This is a genomic window from Methanosarcina sp. WWM596 (assembly GCF_000969965.1).
Taxonomy (GTDB): domain Archaea; phylum Halobacteriota; class Methanosarcinia; order Methanosarcinales; family Methanosarcinaceae; genus Methanosarcina.
Map to the genome: position 1 here is coordinate 1,644,424 of NZ_CP009503.1, position 26,399 is coordinate 1,670,822.

Genomic DNA, 26,399 nt, shown 5'->3' on the forward strand with positions numbered 1-26,399 from the left:
AATTTTCTTGCCTGAAAGTATCGATTTTGCATTAGAAGTCTACCTTAAATTTTGGCCTGATTACATGAAATCGATACCGTGTCCAGCTCTCAATTTCTAAAAATATTTGATAACTGTTGTGGAAATGGAGGTAATTTATCACGATTCCTCACTTAACCGAAGACGCATGACTCATTGTCGTGTCTATTTTCCTTTATGTCTTCTACGATATATTCAGTATTGTTTTCCTTTTCCACAAGATATTCATCAATTAACGTTTTTAGATTTTCTTCAGTAATTTCTTCTTTGGGAATTTTTGTCTCATTGTTCAGTATTTTCCGCTTATGGTTTTCAGTTAAACTGCGTAAGTCCTAAACAGCTATTGCGGTTATTGTATGCGAACTGCTTTTCATGAAAATCCCTTTAAGTATAACTTTTTCAGTTCACAAATCTGTGTATGCCAATTATACAGGAAACTTAGTTATCTGAATTTTGTTTACGATGAGACAATTTTATTCCAAAAACCAGAAGTACCAGTAATAACCCAAGAATTATACTTCCTTTTAAAATAGGAAGAATAGGATAGTCAAGTACAAGGTAACGTACAAAAATGAAGGCACATGCGATTACGTAGAAAAACAGTAATCTCATAGGATCTTTTTGATCTGCTTTCCTTTCACCATATATCCTAGATTCCCGGTGGTTCATAACGAGCCCAGCAATACTTGATTGTATATCCCTTGAAATTTGAAAAGGTTATCGCATATTAGAGCGTTGATTACTTAAAAATATAAAATGTTATTTTGTATCGGAGCGTTAATATTATCCTCGTTTTGTGTTATTTTGCACATAACGATTAGAGAACTTGCGTGGCGACAAACTCGATGTCATTGAATGCTTCGAACAGCCAGGAAAATCGCTTTGAGTAGGCGAGATGCTGGAAAAACAAAAACAGCTGTACACCTTGATCTGAGGGTGAACCCGGCTACCTCGTTATGAATGGGCGGGAATCCAGGATATATAACCTTTGATAGCGCGATCCCCATAAATAATAAAAACAAAGCCCAGAATATTTGAGCTATGTTATAAACTAAGGATGCGTAGAAATAAGTAATATACAGTAATATTATAAGGATAAGAAGACTGCTGTTTGTTCTATTATACAAATTTTTTCTGATTGATAAGAAAATGCTGGTTTCTTCATTTTTTTGAGGCTCTGTGGTTTTTTCATTATAAGATTCCGATTCAAAAATATGATTTATTATTAAAAAAATTGATGGGTTCAATAATTGTTCCTTTCTTCTATACCAGACTAGGAGTGAGAAAACTATCATTGTGAAAAAAAAGGCTAGAATAATAGTTGTCAGGCCGTCTATTGAGATGTATCCTTTATGATCTAAAGTAATAATTAGAAAGAGGAAAAGAAAATAAACTGCAATAGACCGCCATAATTCTCCTTTTACTATGTAATCTATCTTCATATATTGACCACCTCTGTACCTTCTGGTGCAAGTAACTTTTTTGATGAAAGTATTCAATGAAAACTGATGGCAGATATAATTGGAACTGGCAAGAAAAGTAAACAAAAGATACAAAACTCGCTCAAGCCGAAACCAAAAGGCAACGATATTTTCGTGCCAAAAAACACGAAAATATCTTGTAAGAGACTAAGATTGACACTATTCTATTATCCTTTTTTGATATTTTCAAGATAGCTAACCATATGTAAATTAACTGGAGTTTCTCTGGAAAAGTTTTCAAATCCGATTTCTTTATACGTTTCAGGAAGGTCTGTTGTCATAACTGTATCTATGTCATATTCTGATTTTACTAAAAATCCATCTTTTAAATCAACCCAGTCGATTCCAGATAATTTACCTCTTGTTATGATACAAACGGCTGTACCATTTGTTTCTGTTGTCGTATTTGAAGCGAAATTCGAATCCGACTTGATGCCAACACATTCAAATCTACCAGCTTTAGTCGAGATTGTTTTTAAACCTACACAAGTGTAATTTTTTGTGCCTATGACTTCGTACAATATTCCCGATGAAGTATTATTTAATGTGTTATTGAATATAATCGTCCATGAATCCTCTTCTTGGATTGCTTTTTTTGGATATACAATCAGATTTGGTAATTCTGGTTGTATCTCTGGTATAATTTTGATTTCAGGATACGCCTTCATTAGATTTCCGTAGACATCCATAATTGCAGTGTATGAAGATTTTGTAGTGTTTCCAGATATTGTCTTGATTGATGTCACATTTGTGGTTATGTTGGTTCCGTCAAAATCTGAAACTAACATTTCAATATGGGTTGGTATTATATTTTTTGAGTTTTCAGTAGAATGTGTAATATTATAAACGAATATATCTCCCGCATTAAAGTCGTATTGCAGATTATAATCGGTTTGCATATCTTCACTATTATTCTTCAGATTATAATCGACTTGTCCATCTCCAATGCAACCGGTTCCAAATAATAACATGATTATAATTATTATGTGCATCGTTGCACATTTCATTATTAATTTGCTATTCGTGTTTGGTTCTCCTTCTAAAGATTGAAATGGTTGAATAAACAGTCGTAAAAGCTATAAATATGCCAAACAAGGCAAAGAACTCCGCCATTACAATACTGCCAGATGATTTAAAGTGAAAATACAAACCAAAACAGGTAGCACTCGCGAAGACATTGCTACAAATTGACAGCAATTTAGATGATTTTGCATCAGTTTCAGAAATGGAAAGTGTGAATAAAAGAGATCCGACCCCCATCAGCACCAAAAAGAAATTCATAAACGAGTCCATTAAGGTTGCTGCAATACCAGCTATGATGACACATATGGAACCTAAAAATAAAATAAGGAATCCTTTCGAATTCCTCTCTATTCTGGTCTTCATTTTGTTGCCTCTTAAGGACACCTATGGTCGCAAGCCCATTGACTTCCCTGATCGCAGTAGTAATCCATGCACGTACAATAGGCAGTTAAGCAAGCAGTGATGCCAGTATAGCTCTCTATGCATGACAAACAAGCTGCAGCTTCAGCTGGCTCAGCTGGGTCAGGGAAAAGAAGTGCACCACAAACTACTGTACAACCACCAACATATACTAAACACGCGCCTAAAGCAATTGCGCAAGCAGTGAGTGATCCTCGTATCACTCCAGTTATACTTTCTCCGGTCTGTGGATTGTGGAAATATACTAAAGTTTTGACTTCAGATGTATCATTTTCGTATGGTATTGCCACGACTAGAACTTCAGTTTTTGAGCCATCTTCTAGTTCTATTGGCACGGTAAATGTTTCAGGATTCTTTTGTGTGAATCCGTCAGCAACCAATTGCTTCTGCAATTCTTTGACTTGGCTATTTTTTAAAGCCACATCAAGTATTTTGTCTCTTTCTTCACCTGTTAATTGTATTGGGTCTTCAACATTTGATTTGCTTCCACAAGGTGTCCCGGCCGGACAAGCCATCGCAGGCGTAACCAGTATCATACCTACAACGAGCATTATCATAAAAAGCCCGCTGATCTTTCGGATTTTGCTATTTAATCTCAATTTATTTCACCTCTTTTATTTTTGTTTAAGAGGCAAGAAACAAACATTAAAATAGATTTAAAGTCATGTACTTCTTGCCTTCGGGCACGCAGGGTTCAGCATTGCTCTCAAACTCTACTGAATCCTGCAAAACGTTCCCACTTTCCAGAAATCCATAATCCTTTAAAAGTTTTATGTGTAAACTCTCAAACAATCCGGTGTAATAGAATATTAAAGAGAATATTACAAACCTGAAATAAGTTAATAAAAAGTATATTGAGAGCTTATACAAAAACTATAAATAATGTTATTTACTGCCGGCATAGTTATGCCTGTGTTTCGATATATGGACTACTCTTATAAGAAAGCGTAGGCAATACTTTTTTGAGGCACCATTCTTTCTACAGTGAAAATAAAGTGGAACTAGAGACTCCACAGGATTTTTCTAGCCTTTAAATATTCCCTATGACATATTTTGGATTCACAAAATGAGAAAAAGTCGGCTCCAATCAGGAAACCGACATTCCGCAAATGTCCACAAAAACAAAATAATTTTTATTAAATATTTTACTGTTCAATAATAATTGATCTTTATTATGGCAAATTCATTGATTCTTAAAACAGAATAAACTGAATTTGTCACTATGCTCATATTTTTCATACTGTATGACTGGTATTTCCTGAATTCCATAATAGCATCCGCTACTTGTGCTACCTGAAACCTTTGAGATTTTTTAGTTAATGAGCGTAACCCTCATCTCAAAAATAGTATTTTTCACAACTCTTTCCCATCAACCTTATTAATTTCTCTTTTATCTTATCCAAGTTGGCAACTTGAATTTTCGTTTTTGATTTCGTTTTTACTTCCACTTCCGTAATCCCCCTCATCAACATGAAAACCCATTTCAACGTCGGCTTTTGAGTTTGTTTCTTAACCTGGTTCGGTATTGATTCCCCTGTTTCTTTTAGTTTTTCTCTCAGCTTCCATTCTGCTACAGAGTAAACCATCAGAGTTAAAACCATGATCATTGACAATGCTTCAATTCTTTCGGGTTTCTTAAGATACACCTCAGAAACCCTGAAACTTTTGTCCTTTATGAACCTGAATCCTTTTTCCACTTTACTCTGGTTTTTGTATTTTTCCAACATCTCTTCAGCATCAAGATTCAGGTCACTGCTTCCGATTATAAATCTTCCATGATACTTTTTTTCATGCTGTACGAGTTCTTCATTCCTGATAGCTTTTGCATCTACAACATAATGAGTGACAAGTTTTTCGTAACTATTCAGCCACTGATAAAAAGACGTTTTTTCAGCAAAGTGCTGCAATTATCAGGATAATAGCGGCGCTCCATTGAGCGCCGCTAGAATAGCATCCATTACATTCATGCCATTCTTTTTAATTGAGGATATGTATGCCCTAATTCTGCAGAAAGCTACCGCTCCTTCTATGCTTCGGAAAGTTCCCGAAATTTTCTGTTGTAGCTTCATCATTCTGATGTCTCGCTCTGCTTGATTGTTATCAAACGAAACTCTCAGGTTATTGAGGAATCTCAGAATCGGTTCTTTGTGTATTATGAACCTATCAAGGAGATTCTTTGCTTTTGTTTGTGCTGGTCTTCCTCTCTTTTTCACCTGATCTTTTGAGGGCTCAGGTGGTGGATTTTCCTCGATTCCGTCTTGAATTATTGCATCGTATACTTCCTCGAATTCCCGAACTTTTTCTGGATCTATTGGAATTTCCATCTCTCTGCATTCATCAGTATACTTTTTCATCTCACTGAGGAGTTCATTAATCTCTTTAGCCCATTGCTGTTTAAAATTCTCTTCAATCCCAGTAAGTTCCCTTTTAAGATGAGCGTTGCACAGAGCATGTTCACATCCATACTTGTTGTATGAAGCAAGCCCATCATGAACTGCTACTCCCTTGTATTGCGGAAGAAATCCCAGAGCATCCATTGCTTCTGTCCCTCTTTTTGGGTGTGCGAAATAGTAGGTCCATAGACTATTTGATACTACATGAAGCCACCATTTTGTCCCTAAAATTCTCATTCCTGTCTCATCACAATGTGCAGAATAGGAAGCTAATAGATGTTCCATAACAGCTTTTTCAAAAGGTTTCAGGTTCTGGAAACATTTCTTTTCTGCTCTTTTTATGGTAGCTGGGCTGATACGTATACCGTATACATCCTCTACTAAATCACAAGTCCTTTCATAAGGAATCAATTGATAGTTCCTAAAATACAGAATTGAGGCTAAAAGACGAGGACCATATTGAATTGGGAATTTTATAGACTCTGGAAAAGAGCCTTTGTTAACTTTCCCACAGTGAGGACACTTCTTGATTTCACAACGATGTTCAGTAAATATGATTTTTGCAGGAGGAATTTCAGCTTCTTGTCTGCGTTCATAGTCATCAACTTCAGTATCTTCAAGATGATGACCACAATTTTCGCAGCAGTCCGGTGAATGGACTATGACCTAATCAGGGTTTTCAACCATTTCAAAAGTCTTTCCAGGATGACCTTTTTGGCCACCAGCTTTTTTGCCACTACTTGTGTGGCGACCCTTAGGTTTAGGTTTCTCATTACAAAAAACATCAGTAGAAGGAGGTTTACTGCTATTTTGGCTGTTTTGATTCAAACGAGCCTCTAAAACTCTTACACGTTCTTCAAGTTCAGAAATATGAGAAGCTTGTTTCTCCATGATAGCTTCATATCCTTGGATTTCAACAATAACTGCTTCAGGACCAGCTTCATAGGTTACAAGGATTTCTTCACGTGTAAGCATGATGTTGAAAAAGAGAGTTATTTTATATGCAATTTTTCCTCGGAAAGAGGAAAAATTGCTTTTACTAAAGGTATGGCTGAATAGTTACAGTTTTTCACCCTTTTTTGGTCTGCCCTTCTTGCTATTTTCTCGTTTTGATACCGTGGAGATGTCAACTGTTTCCAGCAAACAGTAAGGGTTTTCCTTTTTCCATCTTTCTAGGGCTGCTCTTGTGTCCTCTTCACATGCAAACTCTATTTTTTCAGCTCTTTAAGCTCTTTCTGAGCTTCCTTGACTATCTTTTTTATTTTCTTTTCAAGAGTAATGTCTTTTCTTTTATGCATCTCGGTGGAGTGAACAACTACCCATTTTTGTTTTATGTCACCATATTCAACCATTGTTTCATAAAACGAGTAGCGTGAGTCTTTCCCCTGTTTAAACTCAATATCAGAAATCAGTAGCTCTTTACAAAGATGTATAGTTGAGGGAACGCGAGTGATCCACTTCATGTCTTTTAATGCTTTGACATTATCTTCAGAATACAGAGAGCTATCAGCTATGAAATAAACATCATCAGGGAACTCTATGTTTTCCTTAAGTCTTTTCATGGCTTCTACTATGGTTTCTTTGTCGGATGAATTTCCAGAATAAGCCTGTGTAAATAATGGCATACCATACTGATTTACAATCATCCCCATTGAAAAACGCTTCAAATCATATCTCTTATCTTTTGCGTGACCATAAGTGAGTTCAATGGCAGAGCTACCATCTTCAGGTTCATAGTTTCCATGAACGCTGAAATTGGTATCATCGCAATGAAGTTGTATAACCTTAAGGTTCACAATTTCCATCATTTTCATGGAAATTTTCATGAACAGTTGAGTAGGATCTACTTCGTAGATCTTATCAAGAGTTCGCCCTAAAACGTCATCAGTAAGATCTGATGCACTAACTCCAGGACCAAGTAATCTTTCAACGGGAAGATTTTCAAAATATTGAGAGTACAGGTAAAGTCGACTGTCAGTGAATCCAAGGCAATTAAGAATCATTGCCTTTATCACTATTGAATGAGCTAATTTATGCTGCCCAACTTTGGGAAACACTTCATCGATAATACTTCCAATTTCAAGTTCATCGAAAATTCCACAAACTATACCGTGATGGTCCAGGGCGTTAGTAGTAATGTGCATAAAAATTCAAAAATTCAATAGCGAGTTACAGTATTTACAGTTTTCCAATAAAAATGTATGAATAATAATCCGAGATCTGCGGAAAGTCTGAGGAAAGTCATCAAACAAACAGCATGATCAGTACAATCCACATTTCGGCCCCTTGCATTCATGCACAACTTATTGACATTATGGATTCTGTTTTTTCAGCTGATACAATAAATTTATTCAATGGTCTCAAAAATAACCTTATTTTTGAAAGGAGGGTCGAAATGTGAGTTAAATCATAATCCATAAACCTAACAATATAAGTGCAAATCCGCTGATCTTTTTCAGGTATACTCTATACGAACGGACCTGTTTGGACAAAGTATAGCCCCCTACCAGGCCAACTCCAATAAAAGGCGTCAATACTCCGCCGCTGAAAGCAAGCAATAAAGCCAGATCATTAACAGTCCCATTTGTAATAGTCTTGTTGAGAAGTACAAGGAGCATTGGAGCGGTGCAGGGAACTTTTACAAACGAAAACAATATCCCAAGAAAGAAAACTCCACCCAGAGTACCCGCATATTTCCTGGCAGAACTCTGAAAATAATTATCCAGAACGACAGGCGATTTTAAGATCCCCAGAAGATTTAACCCAATAAGAATTACAACGATGCCTGTAACAAAAGAAAAGCTTTCCAAATCTGGAATTGATTTTCGGAATGAGAGCAAACACAGGCCCAATATTAAGTAAGAACCTACCAACCCCAATCCAAATACCATTGCACGTACCATACCGCTTTTCGCGCTATTGCTCGTCCCTGCAGTAAAGCTTAAAAGAAATCCCAGTATGGCCATCAGGCAGGGTGAAAACCCTGCAAAAAGGCCAAGCGAATAAGCAAATGGTAAATTCAGGTTTATGTTTATATACTCGATTTCCTGTTCTTTTCTCATTGCCTCTTCTGTGGTATATTCAGTAATATTTTCCTCTTCCACAAGATATTCATCAATTAAAGTTTTTAGCTTTTCTTCAGTAATTTCTTCTTTAGGAATTTTTGTTTCATTGTTTATCACAATAGCCGGGACTTCGAGAAAACCATATTTATTCCATTGGTTGAAACCATCAGCAGTACTGGTTTCGAGTTTTGATATAACAATGCTATTATTTTTATATTGATCTTCTATTCTATCGACAATCGGATCAGTTATTTCGCAATCATGACAACCTTTTTGATGGAAATACTGAATTGTGACCGGATCTGCGTAAACTACCGGGATAAATAGAAGAGATAAATAAATAATTGTCAGGAGAGCTATTGTACGAGAAATCCTTTTCATGAGAATCCCTAAAGTGTATTGTTTCTCTCACAAACTTGCATATGTCGATGATGCAAGAAAAAGGATACAGAGTCAATCATAATTTACAGAACTTTCGCTACGTTGCCTACAGAGCCTATTCTTTGATGACATAAGTAGCAAATATTGCAAATATTATGCCTACAATAATCCCATTGATAACTCCCCTCATTAAATTATGAGTCAAGTATCCTAATAATGTGCTTGTGATCAAAGCTGTTAAAAAAAATAAAATTTGTTTTTTCATGAAAACTCCTTCATTATCAACAGTATCCAGCTTCACGGCATAAATCGAGTGCAGTGGGCTCACAACCAAACTCGCCTACAACAAAACACACCATTGTTGCAATTGCAGCGCATGTTAGCCCACCAACGATAGCCGGTATTCCTAATAGTGCGCAGAAAATTGCCATTTCCAGTCCACATCCAATATTACATGCACCTTCAGCTAAAAGTTTGCATGCAGTACATGCGTCCATTGCTCGTGGAGTTATGGGAGCTAGAGCAGCCGAGGAAATCAAACTCGCTTTAGTTTTTCCATTCAATATGTCACTTACCTCACCACTCTCAGAAACTATAGTGTTTCCGTTCACGGTTAATATTTCAACGGATAAGGGATATCCAGTCTCATCTCTTTCGACAATCTGTGCCCTAACTTTAATAATTTCATCATTTTCAAATACAGCAATAAGCGCACCCGTAGAATTATGTTTACTGTCAAGTGTTAATCCTACTGCTTCATAATAGGTCTCATTATTTAGAGTTGCACCCATCCCAGCTATCTCTGTTTGATTTAGTTTATATCCTTTTGAGTCCAATTTTTTTATTAATCTTTTTACATCGTCGGATTCTAAAGCAGTTTGTACACCTTCTTCAACTTTATTAGAATCTAATTTTGTAATGTTTGAAAGGTTTCCAAAATTGCCACAAGTTGTACAATCTGTAGATGTTTGCGAGCAGTTTGTTCCAGCCGGACACGCAATCGCAGGCGTAACCAGCATCATGCCTACAACGAGCATTATCATGAAAAGCCCACTGATCTTTCTGGCTTTACTATTTAATTTCAATTTATTCCACCTCTTTTATTTTTGTTTAAGAGGCAAGAGGAAACTTTAAAATAGTTATAAAGTTATATACTTCATGCCTTCGGGTGTGCAGGATTCAGCAAAGTTTGAGACCAATCCTGAATCCTGCAGAACATTCTTACTTCCCTAGTTTTAAACAATCCTTTATGAGTTTTCCGGCCAATCTCTCTAACAATCAGAGATTTAGAGATACTTATAGATCTAAAATGAGCTAGTAAAAAAATAGTTAGAGAGATTGGCCGGAAGCTATATATAGAGCAATCCAATGCATTGTTTCATACCAGCAGTATAGTTTTTGGTTTTCTAGGCAAAAAACCAAAAACTATATTCTTTGGAATGCTGAGTCTCTTTCCATAGTAAAGCTGAAATCCACAAGATTTCGGTTTTACAATTTTGTTTAATACTTTTTTACAGCAAAATGGACGAAGTCAATTTTATTCTTGAATTATCTAAATTGAAGGTATAAAAAAATGTAGATTGGAGAAAAAAGATGCCTGAATTAAAAAAAGATTGTCGCGAAATTGAAGTAGACTTTTAAGAAGTTTTTGATGGCCAGTATTTTAAAATAGGACTTAGAGCCTATTCGAAAAGCCAATAATTGTACATTATACAAGTTACAATGCACATTTCGAACCCCTGCCAATAGAGGACAATAATGTTTGACTATTGGATATTTTATTGATATTATATCAACAAAATGACATTTTAGTATAGCATAGTGGCACAAGAGTGCCAGGGTTCGAAATGTGCATTACAATAGATCTATAACATAGAATATCTGTTCCATTTGTGCATAACATAAATTCTAAATGTTTCGATCGGTTACAACCTTTTTGGATAGATACTCGGAATATTTTACCCATATTTTTCTATCAAACTTTTATAAGAAGAATTAATTTTATAAATAATACTTCTTCCTTTTTTTGTTTCCTTTAAGAGCCCTATCTCTTTAAGTTTTCTAATGTGCCAGCTAATCGTAGCTCTGGAAACTCCAATTTCACATGCAAGGGCTGCATTTGTATCACACTTACAATTTCGTATTTCCAAGATTACCTTTTGATTCGTGCTGTTCTGAAGAGCTGCAAGAATTTTTAATTCTTTCTCGGTATAAGCGGAATTTTTCAGAAAATATCTTATTTTCTTTCCATCTTTATGGGCTTCGATTTTGTTCTGAGTTTCCAGAGTGCTGATATGATGCCTCACTCCTCCTCTATCTAAGCCTATTTTTTCTACGATCTCATTCGTATACGCTCCCGGTCTGGTTTTAATATACTCATAGATGCTATCGCGGTTTGGATTATCAAGTCCATTTGCTCGCCCTGTAATCCGGAACCCGAGTATTGCAAAAATAAGCTTTGCAGGGTTCAGCAGTATATCTATTATCGATAAGACGTGCATCAGGGCCAGCCAGAGCAGGAACTGCCAGTAGACTGTAAAGTCCTTAAGTTGTACTACCTCTTCTCCGTTAATCGAAACTCCAGCCTGGTCACTTGGAGCAGGCTTTACTATATATTCCGTAGCTCCAGCTGTTGCTGTTAACAAAAAAAATAGTAAGAAAATGGTAAGCTTTTTTTGAAGTTTAATGCTGGTAGACATTAAGCGTGTAACTTTGGCTTCCACTAACCGATTCCCCGTAGACCTTGAACTGCCAGGTTCCCTGTTCCACATATCCCTGAGAGGGATCTATATTAAGGCGTATCCTGCCATTTACGCTTCCATCATAATTATCACGGTAGGGTCCCAACTTACTTCCCGAGGGGGTAGAGATGCTAAGCGTCAGAGAATCACTCGTATCTCCCCAGTTCAAATCCGCTTCAAGATAATTTACTCCTGAGCCTACGCTCACATAGTGTGTTATAGTCTGCCCCTGACTTATATATTGAGTTGACCGTAAAGAAGAAGTAGAATTCTCTGTATCAGAAGAATTTTCTATCCAGGGACTAACAATGTACTCTATTCCAGCAGAGGCCAGCATATCTTCCGTGTCAGAATTTTCCGCGTGTTCCTCTTCGGCTGAAATTGCAGGAGTGGCTATCAGTCCTATAAATATGCATAATACAAATACTTTCCAGGTTTTCATAATATCACCCGAAAGAGGGTAAAAAGCCAGGACATATATAGTTTCTGTGTAAACTCTCAAACAATCAGCGTTACAATCCTTATGAAAAATTGCTACGAAACTAAAAAAATTGCCTGAAAAAGGCGTAATGATACCCTTTACCCAAGATATTTCTTCAAAAAAATAGAGATTTAAGGATGTTTTTTCGTCCTCAGCATCAGGATAAAATAGTAAATTTTTTATATAACCTCTGAGAAAATTTCATAGAAGCTGCTTTCCGGCTCCTGCTCCGGATTTACACTCATAAACTTCAGTAATCTTCATGATGGCGAGGGCTTTTGCAGGGAACCTGTCTCCCATGCTTTTGACCGCCTTATACATTTTTTCGTAGTCTTCCCCGTCGGTCTTGACCACAAAATCCCCTTTTATCTGGTAGCAGCCCTTGACCTCAGGCCCCCAGACATAGATTGCACCTCTCGGGTTTTCTTCAAGGTTCTGACGGGTCTTATGGAAATAATTGTCTGCAATCCAGATCGTTTCTCTGTCTTCCTGGAGCTTACAAAAGCCGATGGGTATTACGTTCGGATCTCCGCTTCTGGAAGCGGTTGCAAAAGGAAAAACCTTCATTTTTTCGAAATCTTCGACCATTTCACTGCTCAATTTGACCATTAACTTCACCCCTTTATTGAATCTTTTTTTATTACTATGGCTGCAATGGAATATAACTTTGAAGGCATCAAAATGTAACGAAAAGATAACGAAATGCAGTAAATATAAGGAAAAAAGATAAAGGAAAAGAGATCAGGAGCCAGTTACCGGAAACAAAACCGTAAACCTGACCCGTGTGCCTCTCAACAGTTTAAAATCTTATCCAGGAAATACTGGTGGATACGCAAATCGTCGGTTAATTCCGGGTGGAAAGCAAGCGCCAGCACATTTCCCTGCTCTGCAGCAATAATCATGTCTTCAAGCCTGGAAAGTACTTTCACACCAGGCCCGCAGCTCACGATTCCAGGAGCCCGAATGAACACGCCTGTAAAAGGAGAGTCAAGAATATCAACTTCAAGCTCCGCCTCAAAAGAATCTCTCTGCCTCCCAAAAGCGTTCCTGTTAACCCTTGTATCCATGATCTCGAGCAGTTCCTGACCTGTCTTTTCGACCTGCCGGTCTCCTTCCTTTGCAAGCACAATCAGCCCTGCACAGGTCCCGAGAATCGGAACTCCCCTTGCAGCCGCATCCTTAATCTCCTCTGCAATCCCCTCACGGGCAAGCAGCCTGCAAAGCGTCGTACTCTCCCCGCCAGGAATCACAATCCCGCTGCACACCGGAACAATTCCTTTATGCTTTATCTCAACTACCTCAGCCTCAACCCCTCTCTCTGCAAGGGCTCTCCTCAAAGCATCAACATGCTCAGAAACCGCTCCTTGAATAGCGATTACACCTATTTTCATTAAAAACACCATTTTCCAGAAATTAATCCTTTATTTCTTGAATCAAAAACCCTAAAAAAATAAATTGATTTTATTCTTACAAACCTGCAAGAATAAATCTGTTTTTAAAAAATAAAATTTTAGCTTCTCTTGAAAGAGACTCTTTTTATATGTGTTAATTAGTCCTTTTCAGCTCAGCTCAATAGTAACCCGTAAATTAGTCTGCTTGAGCGAAGCGAAACAGACCGCGGGCTCCCGAATCGCAATTCGGGGTTACCAGCCGCGTTCCTGAAGGGCTTCCTCGACAGGGATCATGTCTGTGCTGATACCTTTCATTCCGGCGCCTATGCCTTTTGAAATCTCGGCAAGTTTTGTAGGGTTGTCGTAATTGTTGACAGCTTCAACAATTGCTTTTGCCATCTTTTCAGGGTTTTCGGCTTTGAAAATGCCTGAGCCTACAAAAACCCCGTCCGCACCAAGGCGCATCATAAGAGCTGCATCTGCAGGGGTTGCAATTCCGCCAGCTGCAAAGTTTACTACAATCAGGCGCTGCATTTTAGCGGTTTCCATTACAAGTTCGATAGGAGCTTCGATTTCCCTGGCAACCATTATCAGTTCTTCTTTTGTCTTGCCTGCAAGGGCACGGATTTCGCCCTGAATCTGCTTCATGTGCTTTACTGCCTGGCTGACGTCTCCGGTTCCGGCTTCTCCTTTCGTCCGGATCATGGCCGCCCCTTCGTTGATCCTGCGGAGAGCTTCTCCGAGGTTCCTGGCGCCGCAGACAAAGGGCACTGTAAACTGTGTCTTGTCTATATGATAGAAAGGATCGGCAGGAGTAAGGACTTCGGACTCATCTACCATGTCAACGCCGAGTGCCTCTAAAATTTCGGCTTCGACAAAGTGTCCGATCCTTGCCTTTGCCATTACAGGGATGGTAACCGTATCAATGATCTGCTGGACGATTTCGGGGTCTGCCATACGGGCAACTCCACCTTCTTTTCTAATATCTGCAGGGACAGCCTGAAGGGCCATAACAGCAACTGCTCCGGCTTCTTCTGCGATCCTGGCCTGTTCTGGAGTTGTAACGTCCATGATCACACCCCCCTTCTGCATCCGTGCAAAGCCCCGCTTGATAAGTTCGGTCCCATGTCTCAATTTTTCAAAGTCCATGAATGTCATCCTCTTTGTTTTGATCAGATTTCTAAGATATAATACCGTGGGAAGTATTTCCCACAGGTGAAACGGCCATCAAGCCCTTTCCACCAGTTACAACCAACAGGTTGCGGTTTTCAGTATGCTGTTTCTCCAGTGAATTGTGAATACGCTCAATAGTTAAAAGCATTATTTAAGCTATTCCTTAATTGTAGAGTTCAGTACAAATTAACTTACAATGATTTAAAATTTTTTATATTATATATGGAGAGTTAACATTTTTAATAACTGTCCTGTATCTCAGGTGAGAGTTAACATCTTTAATAACTGTCCTGTATCTCAGGTGAGAGTTAACATCTTTAATAACTGTCCTGTACCTCAGGTTATTTATCCCGATGTACTCTGGAGCCTTAATGTAATTCTTTGCAGTACTTCCAAAAATAACTTTTATAAGTTGACTTTTTGGTTTGGGTTAACTATCTTAGTCTTCATATAATTTCAGTCTTCATAATATATCCGGTAGTGTTTGATATGATTCCTGTAATAAAACACAGAAATAAAATCTGAATCTCCAACGCTCAACTCTTTGATATAAAGTTTTTGTAAATTACCGGAGAGATAAGATGTAAAGTTATTTTTAAAGGGGTATATGTTTCTTTAATATATAGAGGTTTTAGACAGATATGCGAGGGAATACATGAAAAAATAATTATAAGATGTGCTGAGTCATCATATACAGATTATTTTTTTCCGGATAGTTTCTGGATTTCAGGTACTTACTAATTTCAGGCAATTACTAATTTCAGGCAATTAATATTTACTTACGTTCGGGGGAACTGGAAAATGAAGATTAAACGTCTGGTTGTATTATTGTTATGTGTTTTTTTGCTTACCGTACTTAGCGTGTTACCGGCACATGCCCAGATGGGGCCGGTAGGCGGTCCAGGTCCGGGAATGGGTTCTGGAATAAGGCAGGGTTACGGTTTTGCGCAGTATGACGGCAGGTTTGATGGTTTTGGGTCAATGACTTTTGAAGAAGCCACAGAGATCTTCGGGGTTCAGGTTGGAGATGCGATCTCTGACCTTGAGCTTCCGGAAGATATGGATATGCAGCTTACCATTCTGGAGATTGAAGAGCTGTATGGGGTCTCAGGGCAGGAAATTGCCAGTTACATGGTAATGAATATGCAGCAGCTGAATACGACCCTTAACCTGAGGGAAAGGCTCTTGATGCGCCAGCAAGTCATTCAGGTAATGAGAGCAGGTAGAGGCAATGGGATGTATTTCATGCGTCAGGGAAATTGTGCCTGTGGAAACTTTACCACTTTCACCTTCAACGAAAGCGGGGCAATAGAACATTTCGCTGTAGGAGGAAGCCTGCTCTTTGATTCGGTTGAGATTTTGGACTTTGAGTACCTTGACGAACAGATTACAGAAACAACAGCCTTTTACCAGGGCGTTGACAGCCAGATCCTGATTCAGGATTCTCCTATGGGGATTTTCCAGGTAAGGGCTTTTGCAGATAAAACAGTTACTTACAACCTTGCAGAGGGAATAACGGCAAGCCTGGAAGAGACTATTTCCAGCGGGTTTGAGAATGCAATTCCCATAAAAATTACCTCCGACAATTTCGAGGGATACCTCCTGTTTTTCAGTAATCCCCTTGCCGAAAATTCTGATGTATCTATTAACGGAACTGAAGCAGAAATCTCAGAAGACAAAATCATAGTCTATCTCGTAGAAGATAGTGTGGTAATGTTCAGGGCAATCCCGATGCTGCCTTCATTGATGCAGACCGGATACAGATACAGTAATAATTATACCTACATGCATCAGGTGCTTAACAGGGAAATAGCAACCGGAAGATTCGGAGCTGAGATAGTTCTCCGTGCAGGTTCGGATTATGTTCCGGTCACGAATTACGCCCCAGTTGACCTGAAAGTGAGGGAAAGGGATCGGGACCGCATTGTACTTGGTGTCGAATCTGAAATGCCAGCTGGAAGAGTCATTTGTATAAATGTAGACAATGAAACCATTAACCTCACCAATCCCGACCGTCTGAGGCTCAGATATGACGGTGCAATAATTGAAGAAGCTGACAGCATTGACGAACTCTTTGCAGGCGGAAACAGCTCCCTTTGCTACAGGTTATACGAAAATGGAACAGCTTCAATTGCAGTATATATCCCGCAGTTTTCGGAACACGAGATTATAATAGATCTTGAGCCCGAAGGAGAGGAAGGTTCAGCAAATCTGGAAACGGTCCTGGATGAAGAGGACCTGGAAACCGAGCCTGTAGCTCAGGATGAAGAAGGGGAAACAGAACCTTCTCCAGCTTTTGAGTTAGGGTTTGCAGTTACAGGTCTGGCAATAGCATACGGGCTGAGACACAGGAAATAAAACCCAGCACATGAGTTCTGTATCAGGAGTCCGGTAATCTTATCCCTCAAAGATTGGGATTTTTATTTCAGATTCCTGATTTATTACCTTAACTCTGCCACATATAGGAATTAACTAATTCCAATGGTCAACGCCTTTGATTGCGTTTTTGAGGTTTTTAGTTTTCACTGAGTTTGTACACGCACTATTCTAACGGTCTTTCTATTCAGCAATTCCTTCACAGTTTCATATTGAAACCCCATGGTCCCTAAATCTGTGACAAACCACTTTGGAGTATGACTGCAAACAACATCCAGCCTGTTGAATTCTCCATTTTTTAGATAGGGGATCAGAATTCTCTTTGAAGTCAAATCCGGATTCTTAAACATGATTTCTTCTATATTAATCGAAAAATCACCTTTATTCACACCGGGTTCCAGAAATTCCATGATGTCAAACTTGCAGGGTTCTTCCTGCCGCTTCTCAATTGCCTCAAGCATCTCTTTTTTGATCGAATCAAGAACATCCAGCACGCCGCTTTCCACAAGGAAAATGTCAAAACCTGCTGCCTGAAAAGTGCCAGACGCAATTCCCGGGATTTCACTTGCAACCACTACTTTTACATCACCAAGCTGCTTTACGGTATCTGCTACAGCCGTGCGTACAGCAGCCATTCCTTTCGCATTGAAAACTTGATTTTCAAAACGGTTCAGGACCTTCCATTCCCCGCCGTCTTCCTCATATACTGCAATGAACCCAGGTTTGAATATTGAACTCGTTTGCTGGTTATCGTTTTCCACAACTGCAATTTTCAAGGTGCATCCTCCTTTCATAAAAATAACCTGTAAAAGTACAAAGTAATAGCACAGAGTAATGATACATTGTATTTCTGATTCAAGAAAATGAATTTGAAACTATATATTGGCATTCAACTGTTAAAAAAAGCAATAAAAAAGATATCCTGAACCTACAACATGTAAGTCAGATATCTATCTAAAGTCTGGAGTCAACTATCCGCTAAATCTTAAGATTTAACAGATCCCCCTGTTAAGGGTTTATGAAAGATCAGTAAGTCCATCCGATTTTGAATGTCAACTTCCCGCGATCTTACAATTCAGACTTAATCTTATTATTCAGACTTAATTTACTATCTGGTTGATTTTGTTGTAAAACTCCACTATTAACTTTGCTGCTTCGCTGTCCATGTTTAGCTGGAAAGTTCGGATTTGCTTTCCGAGGGGTTTTTCCAGGATAACGCCTGACTCGATCAAAGGTGTGATGACCCTTGATACACTGGAGTGAGACAACCCGGTTGCTTCGGCTATTCCTGAAAGGTAGGTCGGTTCGTTCTGGTTTTCGATCAGGTTTTTAAGGACTGTCATCTGTGCGGTTTTACCAAATATTTTTTCCATTGAATCCATTGATATCATCCCAGAGGTGGCTATTCTTTATATGTGATTCTCAGTTCAATAACTATCTGCGGTTATATACTTATTGCTATATTGGACAGATTAGAGATCTGTACAAAATCATCTCAATATTTGGATGCCCTGTTCTATCGATAATGTGTGATAAATTTATGATGATTTGGGTTACCGTGCAAGGATAAGTTTTTATTTGAATTATCGTCAGGACATTTCAGCAAATTTTTAGCATCGTATTTCCACTCTTCTGGAACTAGTATGCTACTTTTACTTCCGTCACCTCTAGCTTTCCTGCTTAAAAAATCGATACCAAGATCAGCGTCTGGTGATCGGTTGCCGTTTACATCCACCAGAGGAAATATTCTTACTTCCCTTGAAACCCTGCACAATTCTGCCAGCGATACCAGATGAAACTCCAGCAGCTGGCATCCTGAGCCTTTCAAGCTCCTCAACCGAGTTGATTTCCTGCCAGACGAATTTATCCTGGTTCTTCCGCCGGGTGTCAATTACATAACAACAGGTTTCACCGATCCTCTGTTGGATCTGATAAGCACTGAAAGAATAAACAGGATCGATATATGTGATATTCTCGCCTCTTTCCGTAAGCTCTGTGTTGAAGCTTGCCGGGCCGTACCCGCACCCAGAATCTTTCGCTTGGATCGGCAGGGGTCAGGCTAAACATCCTTACATACTCGTTGAAAGACTTGCCCCAGGGCTTGATACCCGGATATAATGTTATCATATTGTGTACACCAGGGCTTGATACCCGGATATAAAGTTATCATATTGTGTACACTATAGATTATAAATGTATATATATAAAAACTATCTTAGTCCTCCTCTAGGTCTAAAACTTTAATTGAATAACCCCAACACTCAATTCTATGTTTACTCCCTTTTCGAACCAGTGACCCTTCACCTATTCCTCTCAAAAAGAACCAGTAACCCTTCATCTATTCCCCTCAAAAAGAACCAGTAACCCTTCACCTATTCCCCTCAAAAAGAACCAAACCCTTCACCTATTCCCCTCGAAAAATATGTAATACTCTAGGACACTGTTCCTCAGGGTACGCACGGATATATTCCAGTACATCGCTCATTTTTGTGCTAAACATGGAGACAGATGTTTCTGCACATCCGTAATAAATTCGGATCTCATCCATCACCGCGATTCATTCGCAAGGAAAAACGACATAGTTGACATCACCACCGTGGGCATAAGCCAATTTTGTAGAAATCATCCTCTGCGATCCATTATCTTATAATACCTCACTTTCATAAAATCGGTGATAACGAAAGCTACAAGTGCATAGATCCAGACAAAACCTGCCAGTTTCCATCCCAGAGCAGACACGTAGATTCCGTATACTGCAACCAGGGTTGCCAGCAGTTTTGTAATTACCGCAGCCCAAAAAAGGAGCTTTCCCGGAGGGGGGGACCAGAAATGTCCCCTGTTGCGGGCAACGAATATCGTCAGGTGCCCGGCTACGGCAAGTTTCAGGAAGATAAAAGACTGCAGTACCCCTGGACTGAGGTAAAGAACCCTGGCTCCAATATAGTATATCAGGAATGAAGCAATCACACCTATAATTCCCAGAAATGTGGACATTTTCAGGACTTCGCGCATGTTCCATTTTTCTGGTTTCTGAGAATAATGCACATTATCATATGCAATAGCCATTATAGGAGCATCATTGAAAATTGCAAGCAAAACAATCATTACAGCGGTTACGGGATAAAAATTAAACACAATTATTGTAGTGGCAATAAAAAAAAGCACCCGGACAGTTTCGGCAATTCTGTAGATGGAATAGCTCTTCATCCTCTGGAATATTTTGCGGCTTTCCTTTATTGCATTAATAATGACCGAGAGACCTGATATTGTAAACACGATATCTGCAGCTGATTTTGCAGCATCTGTAGCCCCCGAAACAGCAATTCCCGCATCAGCCATTTTCAGGGCAGGTACGTCGTTAACTCCATCGCCTGTCATGCCGACGATATGTCCTTCTTTCTGAAGGAGTCCAACGATCCTGTATTTGTGCTCGGGAAAGACCTGGGCAAACCCGTCTGCTTTCTCTACAATTTCCTGGGCTTCAGAATCAGATTTTTCTGTGAAATCGTCAGCTGTAATTATATTCGTGCCAAGGCCTACCTGACTTGCTATCTCCTTAGCAATGGCGATGTGATCCCCGGTTACCATTTTCACGTCCACGTTAAGGGAGTTTGCTGTCTTTATGGTCTCTGCGGAATCTTCATGCGGTGGATCATAAAGTCCCAGAAGCCCTGCAAATCTGTATTTTCCCTCCTTTTCCACACACACTCCCAGGGCACGATATCCTTTTGAAGCCAGAGAATCTACTTTTTCTTTTACTTTTTGCCCTATCTCTTCTTTATCACCTGACATGTCCAGAATAACCTGGGGAGCACCTTTGGCAACTTTTAATTCCCCTTCAGGCCCTTCAACCGTAGCCTCGGTGTGCTTTATGACAGGGTCGAATGGCGTGAACCCTTTAACTTCATAAGAACCTATTTTATCTTTAACGGTTTCTTCAACCTTTGCCTTCAGGAGGATTGCATTATCTATCGGGTCATTGTCCTCCTCCCTTGAAGCAAGCGAGCCGTAGAGCAGAAGGTCGTTTCCCTTAAAGCTTCCGAAAGGCACGAATTCGGATAATTTTAATTTGTTCTGGGTGATTGTGCCGGTTTTGTCTGAACATAGAACATCCATTCCAGCCATTTCCTCTATAGAGACCAGTTTGCTGACAATAGCTCCTTTTTTTGCGAGTTCAGTGGCTCCCACGGCCATTGAAACGGACATTACAGCAGGAAGAGCTGCCGGAATTGCAGCTACGATCAAAACAAGAGCAAACTGAAGGGTTTCCAGAAAAGGAGTGTGCCTGAAAAGCTCTTCTATAACTAAAACAATCGCAACAATAAAGCCTGCAAGGACAATCAGGTAATTTCCGATATTGAGTACCGCTTTTTGAAAGTGACTCCTGGTCCGGATCTCGGCCACCAGTTTGGTTGTCTTTCCAAAATAGGTATTCATGCCCGTAGCAACAACCAGTGCATTCATCTCCCCTTTCTGGATAACGGATCCCGAATAGGCAATATCATCGGATTTTTTTTCTACAGGCAGAGATTCCCCCGTAAGGGCTGATTCATCTACCTGCAGATACTCTCCTTCGAGGAGCTTAAGGTCGGCAGGCACAATATCTCCCGAACGTACGCGGACTACATCTCCGGGGACGAGTTTCTGTGCAGGTATTTGGGCCCATTGCCCTCCTCTAAGTACCCTGGCATTAAGGGCCATTTTTTGCTTAAGGAGTTCAATGGCATTGTCAGCCTTGTTTTCCTGCCAGAACCCCACGACCCCGTTTAAGAGCAGGAGTAAGGAGATTATCACAAAATCTTCCCATCGCTGGATGACCGCTGAAATTCCAGCTGCTATTTCGATCATCCAGGGGATGGGACCCCAGAAATAACTGAAAAATTTTTTAAGAGGGTTTGCCTTCTTTTCTTCAAGTTCATTAAAGCCATACTGATTAAGCCGGTTCTCAGCTTCCGACGAAGAAATTCCCTTGTTACTGGAATCAAGTTTTTTTAGGATTTCACTTGCAGGTAAATCCTTTATTTCGTCAACTTTGAGCTCCACTTTTTCTTTCATAAATACCCCCAAACCATGATTGTCCCCTTAATCAAAAATACCCAATAATGAATATTCTTAACAATGAACCTTAAGTTAGTTTTTCCCCTTCCCCTCAATAATATTCATAAAAAATGTTTGACCAGGTTTGAATTGGCTGAATTTGAATTTGAAAGTCAAATTTCTGCCTGATAATTTTATTAACTGCCCACACAATCTAATGTTAAATTTATCCTCTTTTTGGCTCAATAGACCTTCTAATATTTTCTCCAACTCCCCTGCAATATATTTCGGGATACTGTTCTTCAGGGCATCCACGGATATATTCCAGAATATCGTTTATTTTTGCGCTGGCCATGGAGACAGACACTTCTGCACTTCCGTAATAAATTCAGATCTCATCGCCTACTAAGATCCACCCGCAGGGCAAAACGACATCATTGACATCTCCACTGCGTTCATACAGTTCACGGGGCCCGAAAACCCACCCTTCTGACCTGTGGAGGACTTTCCTCGGGTCTTCAGGGTCAAGGAGGGCAATCCCAAGCCGGTAACTTGTTTTATCTGTTGTCTGGCGTGCGCCATAGTACATAATCAGCCATCCGTCAGGCACACGCATCGGATGCGGAGATAAACCTATCTTATGGGCATCCCACCATCCTCCTTCCCGGGCATACAGGAGAACCTGATGATCACCCCAGTGTCTCATATCCGGAGAAAAGGAGATCCAGATGTTTGTCTTTGTACCTACCATGCCGGATACAGGTCTATGTAAGAGAGCCCATTTGCCGTTAAATCTGACTGGAAAAAGAGCAGCATCTTTATTTTCAGGCGGCATGATAGCTCCTATTCTCTCAAAATTACGAAAATCCTCTGTAAAAGCAAGAGAAGCTAAATAACCTGAATCTGAAAAAGCTGTATATGCTACAGCCCATTTACCCATCTCATCGATGTAGGTTATACGCGGGTCTTCAATGCCGTATATCTCTTCAGGATAGTTTACAGGGTCCGGGATTAAGGTTGGTTCGGGATCAATTCCCCAGCCGTCAATCCCGTTCTTACTCCTGGCTATTGTCAGGTGAGAAAAACCTCTATGGTCTTCAACCCGTACCAGCAAAAGTATTTCACCGTCAACTATGGCAGCCGCAGGGTTAAAAACCGAACTGGTCCGGTACGGCCAATCATCAATCTTAAGGATAGGATTTTTCTTATGTCTTGCAAACAACTCCCCGTGATTTATCCAGGTCGTATTACTCCCTCCTTCCCTTCCAGCTCATATTTTATTTTTTCATTAAAGGCGGTACACACAATATTTTATTTCTTCATTAACGGCAGTGCACACAATTCCTTTTTCAAGGTTTGATCCCGAACACTTCCTCCACATTTTCATAACAAAAGCATCGGTTGCCTTGAGAAGCTTAAGAGCAAGGGATTGGTAAGCCACGAATCAAGAGCAAGAAGATTCTGCCGATTTATTTCCCCTGTATAGAGTTTATCGGCCTGCTCAGAGTAAGAGCAGAAATATCTCCTGTTGAAGCAGCAATAAAAAACGGAAATCCCGGATCCTGCCCCGATGACTGTAGAGGACGCATATCCTACAGGCCCGTTGCCTATAACCTATTCTCTTTTTATTCCCTCTTAATATGTCGAAAGAAATTTTTACCAGGCCTGATCCCACTCACGTATACTTAATTAGAGTTAAATTATTAAATAGCTGTACGTTTGGAAAAAAACGATTATACCCGCAACTATTGACTTGTTTTTGCATACTTATGAAGTCTCGTTTTTTACATTTATGAATTCCATGTTCTCCCTTTAAAAACTTAAATTCTGAGGCTTTCAGGTTATTACGGGAAAAGCATGGGGTGGGCATGGGGTGGGCCCGGACGCTTATTGCCAGCCCGAGAGCTTCTATAATTTTATTTATATGTCTGTATGTATTCTTTTATGATTTTTCTATAGGAAATACAATCTCCAGATAACCATTGGTGTTGGGTAAAAAAAATGCTTTTTGAAACCAGAGTAATTGAAGTCATCCAGGACACCTTATGTAAAAAGTGTCAGATTTGAAAAGCCCCAGGGGTTCAGTTACCTTGCAGACTATCCATTCTCAAATACTCTGGCAACCCTGAAAACCGGGGGCTCACCTGCACGATGCTGGCAGCAGATGGTGCCGTTGACTTTCTTCTGGACATTTAGGGGTTCGCTTCCATTAGCCTTCAAGCCGTGGCTGGCAGTGTAGACGAGGTGCGAATATCAGGACCTTGCGGTCAAGACAAAATACACCAGGGTTACCAGCTTTGAGATTGCTTAAAACAGCCTGTCTCATTTATTTTGCTGATCTCAAGCGATTTAGAGCTTTATAATTTGTATTTTATCAGCTGCGTATTATCAGAATTACAATGTACAATTCCTTTTTCAAGGCTTGATCCCGAGTACGTCCTCCACATATGCCCTGAGAATTTCCGCAACACTCCAGGCCTGGGCAATAGCACCACCAGGAGAGTGGGGGTAATCCCCATCAAACACTTCGGAAATTGTGCCTATACCTGCAATTTCAAGATGAGTATCAAAGCTTTCAAGAAGGATTCGCATGTCCTCAAGGCTGCTTTTCGAAGAATTATTGACTTTCAGGTAAGCTTTCACATAGGCGCCAAGGAGCCAGGGCCAGACTGTCCCGTTGTGGTAAGCCTTATCCCGGGTAAGAGCGTCCCCACGATACTGTCCTACATATAATGGGTGATCACTCGATAGAGTTTTGAGCCCGAAGGGAGTCAAAAGATCTTTTTCAACTCTGTCTACAATTGCTTTTTCTTTCTCAGGAGAAAGCATTGTATAAGGAAGCGAAACAGCAAAAATTTGATTTGGGCGAACTGCAGGGTCTTTAACCTGATTTCCGTCCTCATCCGGATATATGAGGTCAAAGAGACAGTTGGTTTCCGGGTTCCAGAATATATTTTCAAAATTCGAAGCTACCCCTGCGGCAAGAGTCTCATATGGGGAAATATCTTCGCCTAGAAGAGTACCCATGTAAGAAGCAGTTTTCAGGGCGTTATACCAGAGAGCATTTATCTCGCAGGCTTTACCTGCTCTTGGGGTCACTGCCCATTCCCCGATTTTGGCATCCATCCAGGTTAGCTGAGGCCCCTGCCGAATAAGATAATCGGAATCCATACCGATTCCAAAATCTGTACCTCCACAATAGTTGTCTATAATATCGCCTACAGTATCCCAGATATCCGAGAGGAAAAGGAAGTCTTTCGTATATTCAAAATAGCGGTTCAGAGCATGAATAAACCAGAGAGAAGCGTCCACTGTATTGTAAACCGGATCTCCTCCGAAAGCCGGGAAAGTATTGGGAATAAGGCCTCTACGACAGTACCGGGAAAAATTTTTGAGAGCAGATTTTGCCTCATCGAAACGATAAGGAATTAAAAGCAGGCCGGGAAGAGAAATCATGGCATCTCTACCCCAGTCCGAGTACCAGTGATATCCTGCAATTACCGTGTTTTCACCTGAAAAACGATTTTTCACTACGAAATGGTCAGTTGTCTTGAGAAGCTTAAGCGCAAAGGGTTCGATGAGCCTCGAATCGAGGGCAAGAAGATTCTGCCGATTTGCTTCCCTTGTATGCAGTTTATCAACCTTCTCAAGAGTAAGAGCAGAAATATCTCCTGTAGAAGCAGCAATAAAAAAACGGTAAGTTCCTACTTCGAGTTTGCTTTCAAAATGGCCCGGACTGAAGATATCTTCCTGAAAATTAAGGCACCGCTTCTTCTCAGCGTCGTACTCTAGGTTATAGTGCCACAGGGGATCGGAGTGATACTGAAGATTGGACGAAAGCGAGAAAGTAAAGCCATTGGAGCTTGCCAGTTCTACTCCCTCAGGACGAGCTTTCTGGAAAAAGGAAAGGTATCCGGAGCGAGCAGTGAGATTAAAGTCCCTTGAGCTAACCAGAGGGCAAATTCTCAGTAAAGCCCCCTCTTTTCTGGAAGTAATATCATAGAGAATGCAGGTTGTGTTACTCCCGTGAACCATGAAGACCTTTTTCTTCACAGTAAAATCCCCGGGCTGGTAAACCCAGAGGGGAAAAGGGCTATGGATGAATTCGGAAAGGTAATTGAAACCCTCAGGACAGATATTGTCCGGATACTTGTGGGTCGCAAGCCGATAGACTTCTTCATCGATGGAGATTTCTTCGTCAAGGGAAGAAAGTAGCAAAAGCCTCCCCGGAGAATTCTCCGGAGCTGCCACAAGCAGCCCGTGGTAAGTCCTTGTTCCTGCTCCAATGACTGTGGACGACGCATATCCTCCAAGCCCGTTGCCTATAACCCATTCTCTTTTTATTCCTTCTTCATACGTTGAAAGAAAATCTGTTCCAAGCCTGATCCCACTCACGTATACTAAATTAGGGTTGAATTC

At 40.0% G+C, this 26,399-nt stretch carries 17 protein-coding genes and 4 pseudogenes; 1 reads left to right on the forward strand and 20 read right to left on the reverse strand.

The features are described from left to right. Nucleotides 1-866: 866 nt before the first annotated feature. The 13 genes and pseudogenes from MSWHS_RS07265 to pdxS form a co-directional block, all read right to left on the reverse strand. On the reverse strand, nt 867-1,460 hold the full coding sequence (locus MSWHS_RS07265; protein ID WP_052722642.1) for a hypothetical protein: 594 nt from the start codon (nt 1,458-1,460) through the stop codon (nt 867-869). A 206-nt stretch (nt 1,461-1,666) separates the two neighbouring features. Then, entirely contained in the window at nt 1,667-2,491 is an 825-nt protein-coding gene (locus MSWHS_RS07270; protein ID WP_231585631.1) for a hypothetical protein, read from the reverse strand. A gap of 405 nt (nt 2,492-2,896) precedes the next feature. Beyond that, nucleotides 2,897-3,499: a hypothetical protein gene (locus MSWHS_RS07280; RefSeq protein WP_052722643.1), complete on the reverse strand. Its 603-nt coding sequence runs from the start codon at nt 3,497-3,499 to the stop codon at nt 2,897-2,899. A gap of 780 nt (nt 3,500-4,279) precedes the next feature. Further along, nucleotides 4,280-4,798: pseudogene (locus MSWHS_RS07285) on the reverse strand (IS1634 family transposase); the annotation flags it as partial. Between the two features lie 54 nt (nt 4,799-4,852). Beyond that, nucleotides 4,853-6,310, reverse strand: a pseudogene (gene tnpC, locus MSWHS_RS07290) (IS66 family transposase). Between the two features lie 90 nt (nt 6,311-6,400). Next, nucleotides 6,401-7,479 (reverse strand): annotated as a pseudogene (locus tag MSWHS_RS07300) (IS1634 family transposase); the annotation flags it as partial. A 258-nt stretch (nt 7,480-7,737) separates the two neighbouring features. Continuing rightward, nucleotides 7,738-8,781 carry a cytochrome c biogenesis CcdA family protein gene (locus tag MSWHS_RS07305; protein ID WP_048158895.1) on the reverse strand — a complete coding sequence of 348 codons (1,044 nt, stop codon included), beginning with the start codon at nt 8,779-8,781 and terminating at the stop codon, nt 7,738-7,740. A gap of 281 nt (nt 8,782-9,062) precedes the next feature. Further along, nucleotides 9,063-9,866, reverse strand: coding sequence for a halocin C8-like domain-containing protein (locus MSWHS_RS18420; RefSeq protein ID WP_052722646.1), 804 nt, complete (start codon nt 9,864-9,866; stop codon nt 9,063-9,065). 873 nt (nt 9,867-10,739) lie between these two features. Next, nucleotides 10,740-11,426 carry a winged helix-turn-helix transcriptional regulator gene (locus MSWHS_RS07320; protein WP_369798967.1) on the reverse strand — a complete coding sequence of 229 codons (687 nt, stop codon included), beginning with the start codon at nt 11,424-11,426 and terminating at the stop codon, nt 10,740-10,742. Nucleotides 11,427-11,463: 37 nt separating this feature from the next. Further along, complete coding sequence (locus tag MSWHS_RS07325) at nt 11,464-11,964, reverse strand: hypothetical protein (protein ID WP_048159585.1); 501 nt, start codon at nt 11,962-11,964, stop codon at nt 11,464-11,466. Nucleotides 11,965-12,204: 240 nt separating this feature from the next. Then, nucleotides 12,205-12,612 carry a pyridoxamine 5'-phosphate oxidase family protein gene (locus MSWHS_RS07330; protein ID WP_048158897.1) on the reverse strand — a complete coding sequence of 136 codons (408 nt, stop codon included), beginning with the start codon at nt 12,610-12,612 and terminating at the stop codon, nt 12,205-12,207. A gap of 182 nt (nt 12,613-12,794) precedes the next feature. Then, entirely contained in the window at nt 12,795-13,394 is a 600-nt protein-coding gene (pdxT, locus tag MSWHS_RS07335; protein ID WP_048158898.1) for a pyridoxal 5'-phosphate synthase glutaminase subunit PdxT, read from the reverse strand. 252 nt (nt 13,395-13,646) lie between these two features. Continuing rightward, nucleotides 13,647-14,543: a pyridoxal 5'-phosphate synthase lyase subunit PdxS gene (pdxS, locus tag MSWHS_RS07340; protein WP_048158899.1), complete on the reverse strand. Its 897-nt coding sequence runs from the start codon at nt 14,541-14,543 to the stop codon at nt 13,647-13,649. 825 nt (nt 14,544-15,368) lie between these two features. Here pdxS and MSWHS_RS07345 point away from each other — a divergent pair. Next, nucleotides 15,369-16,925 carry an MAST domain-containing protein gene (locus tag MSWHS_RS07345; RefSeq protein WP_048127240.1) on the forward strand — a complete coding sequence of 519 codons (1,557 nt, stop codon included), beginning with the start codon at nt 15,369-15,371 and terminating at the stop codon, nt 16,923-16,925. A gap of 164 nt (nt 16,926-17,089) precedes the next feature. Here MSWHS_RS07345 and anfO read toward each other — a convergent pair whose 3' ends face one another. The 7 genes and pseudogenes from anfO to MSWHS_RS07375 form a co-directional block, all read right to left on the reverse strand. Continuing rightward, nucleotides 17,090-17,719, reverse strand: a complete 630-nt coding sequence (gene anfO, locus MSWHS_RS07350) for a Fe-only nitrogenase accessory protein AnfO (protein WP_048130279.1) — start codon at nt 17,717-17,719, stop codon at nt 17,090-17,092. Between the two features lie 324 nt (nt 17,720-18,043). Further along, nucleotides 18,044-18,325 carry a MarR family transcriptional regulator gene (locus MSWHS_RS07355; protein ID WP_048127243.1) on the reverse strand — a complete coding sequence of 94 codons (282 nt, stop codon included), beginning with the start codon at nt 18,323-18,325 and terminating at the stop codon, nt 18,044-18,046. A 134-nt stretch (nt 18,326-18,459) separates the two neighbouring features. Further along, on the reverse strand, nt 18,460-18,771 hold the full coding sequence (locus tag MSWHS_RS21325; RefSeq protein ID WP_231585632.1) for a hypothetical protein: 312 nt from the start codon (nt 18,769-18,771) through the stop codon (nt 18,460-18,462). A gap of 794 nt (nt 18,772-19,565) precedes the next feature. Continuing rightward, a complete protein-coding gene (locus MSWHS_RS07365) occupies nt 19,566-21,998 on the reverse strand; it encodes a plasma-membrane proton-efflux P-type ATPase (RefSeq protein ID WP_048127247.1) in 2,433 nt (810 codons plus the stop codon). Nucleotides 21,999-22,206: 208 nt separating this feature from the next. Beyond that, nucleotides 22,207-23,202 (reverse strand): annotated as a pseudogene (locus MSWHS_RS07370) (glycosidase). Between the two features lie 66 nt (nt 23,203-23,268). After that, entirely contained in the window at nt 23,269-23,421 is a 153-nt protein-coding gene (locus tag MSWHS_RS20125) for a hypothetical protein (protein ID WP_156148097.1), read from the reverse strand. A 974-nt stretch (nt 23,422-24,395) separates the two neighbouring features. Further along, nucleotides 24,396-26,375 carry an amylo-alpha-1,6-glucosidase gene (locus MSWHS_RS07375; RefSeq protein ID WP_048127250.1) on the reverse strand — a complete coding sequence of 660 codons (1,980 nt, stop codon included), beginning with the start codon at nt 26,373-26,375 and terminating at the stop codon, nt 24,396-24,398. Nucleotides 26,376-26,399: the final 24 nt, after the last annotated feature.

Coding starts and splice junctions, on each gene's coding strand:
- MSWHS_RS07265 (WP_052722642.1), bottom strand. CDS start 1,460: ATGAAGATAGATTACATAGTAAAAGGAGAATTATGGCGGTCTATTGCA.
- MSWHS_RS07270 (WP_231585631.1), bottom strand. CDS start 2,491: ATGCACATAATAATTATAATCATGTTATTATTTGGAACCGGTTGCATT.
- MSWHS_RS07280 (WP_052722643.1), bottom strand. CDS start 3,499: ATGATAATGCTCGTTGTAGGTATGATACTGGTTACGCCTGCGATGGCT.
- MSWHS_RS07305 (WP_048158895.1), bottom strand. CDS start 8,781: ATGAAAAGGATTTCTCGTACAATAGCTCTCCTGACAATTATTTATTTA.
- MSWHS_RS07325 (WP_048159585.1), bottom strand. CDS start 11,964: ATGAAAACCTGGAAAGTATTTGTATTATGCATATTTATAGGACTGATA.
- MSWHS_RS07330 (WP_048158897.1), bottom strand. CDS start 12,612: ATGGTCAAATTGAGCAGTGAAATGGTCGAAGATTTCGAAAAAATGAAG.
- pdxT (WP_048158898.1), bottom strand. CDS start 13,394: ATGAAAATAGGTGTAATCGCTATTCAAGGAGCGGTTTCTGAGCATGTT.
- pdxS (WP_048158899.1), bottom strand. CDS start 14,543: ATGGACTTTGAAAAATTGAGACATGGGACCGAACTTATCAAGCGGGGC.
- MSWHS_RS07345 (WP_048127240.1), top strand. CDS start 15,369: ATGAAGATTAAACGTCTGGTTGTATTATTGTTATGTGTTTTTTTGCTT.
- MSWHS_RS07355 (WP_048127243.1), bottom strand. CDS start 18,325: ATGGATTCAATGGAAAAAATATTTGGTAAAACCGCACAGATGACAGTC.
- MSWHS_RS07365 (WP_048127247.1), bottom strand. CDS start 21,998: ATGAAAGAAAAAGTGGAGCTCAAAGTTGACGAAATAAAGGATTTACCT.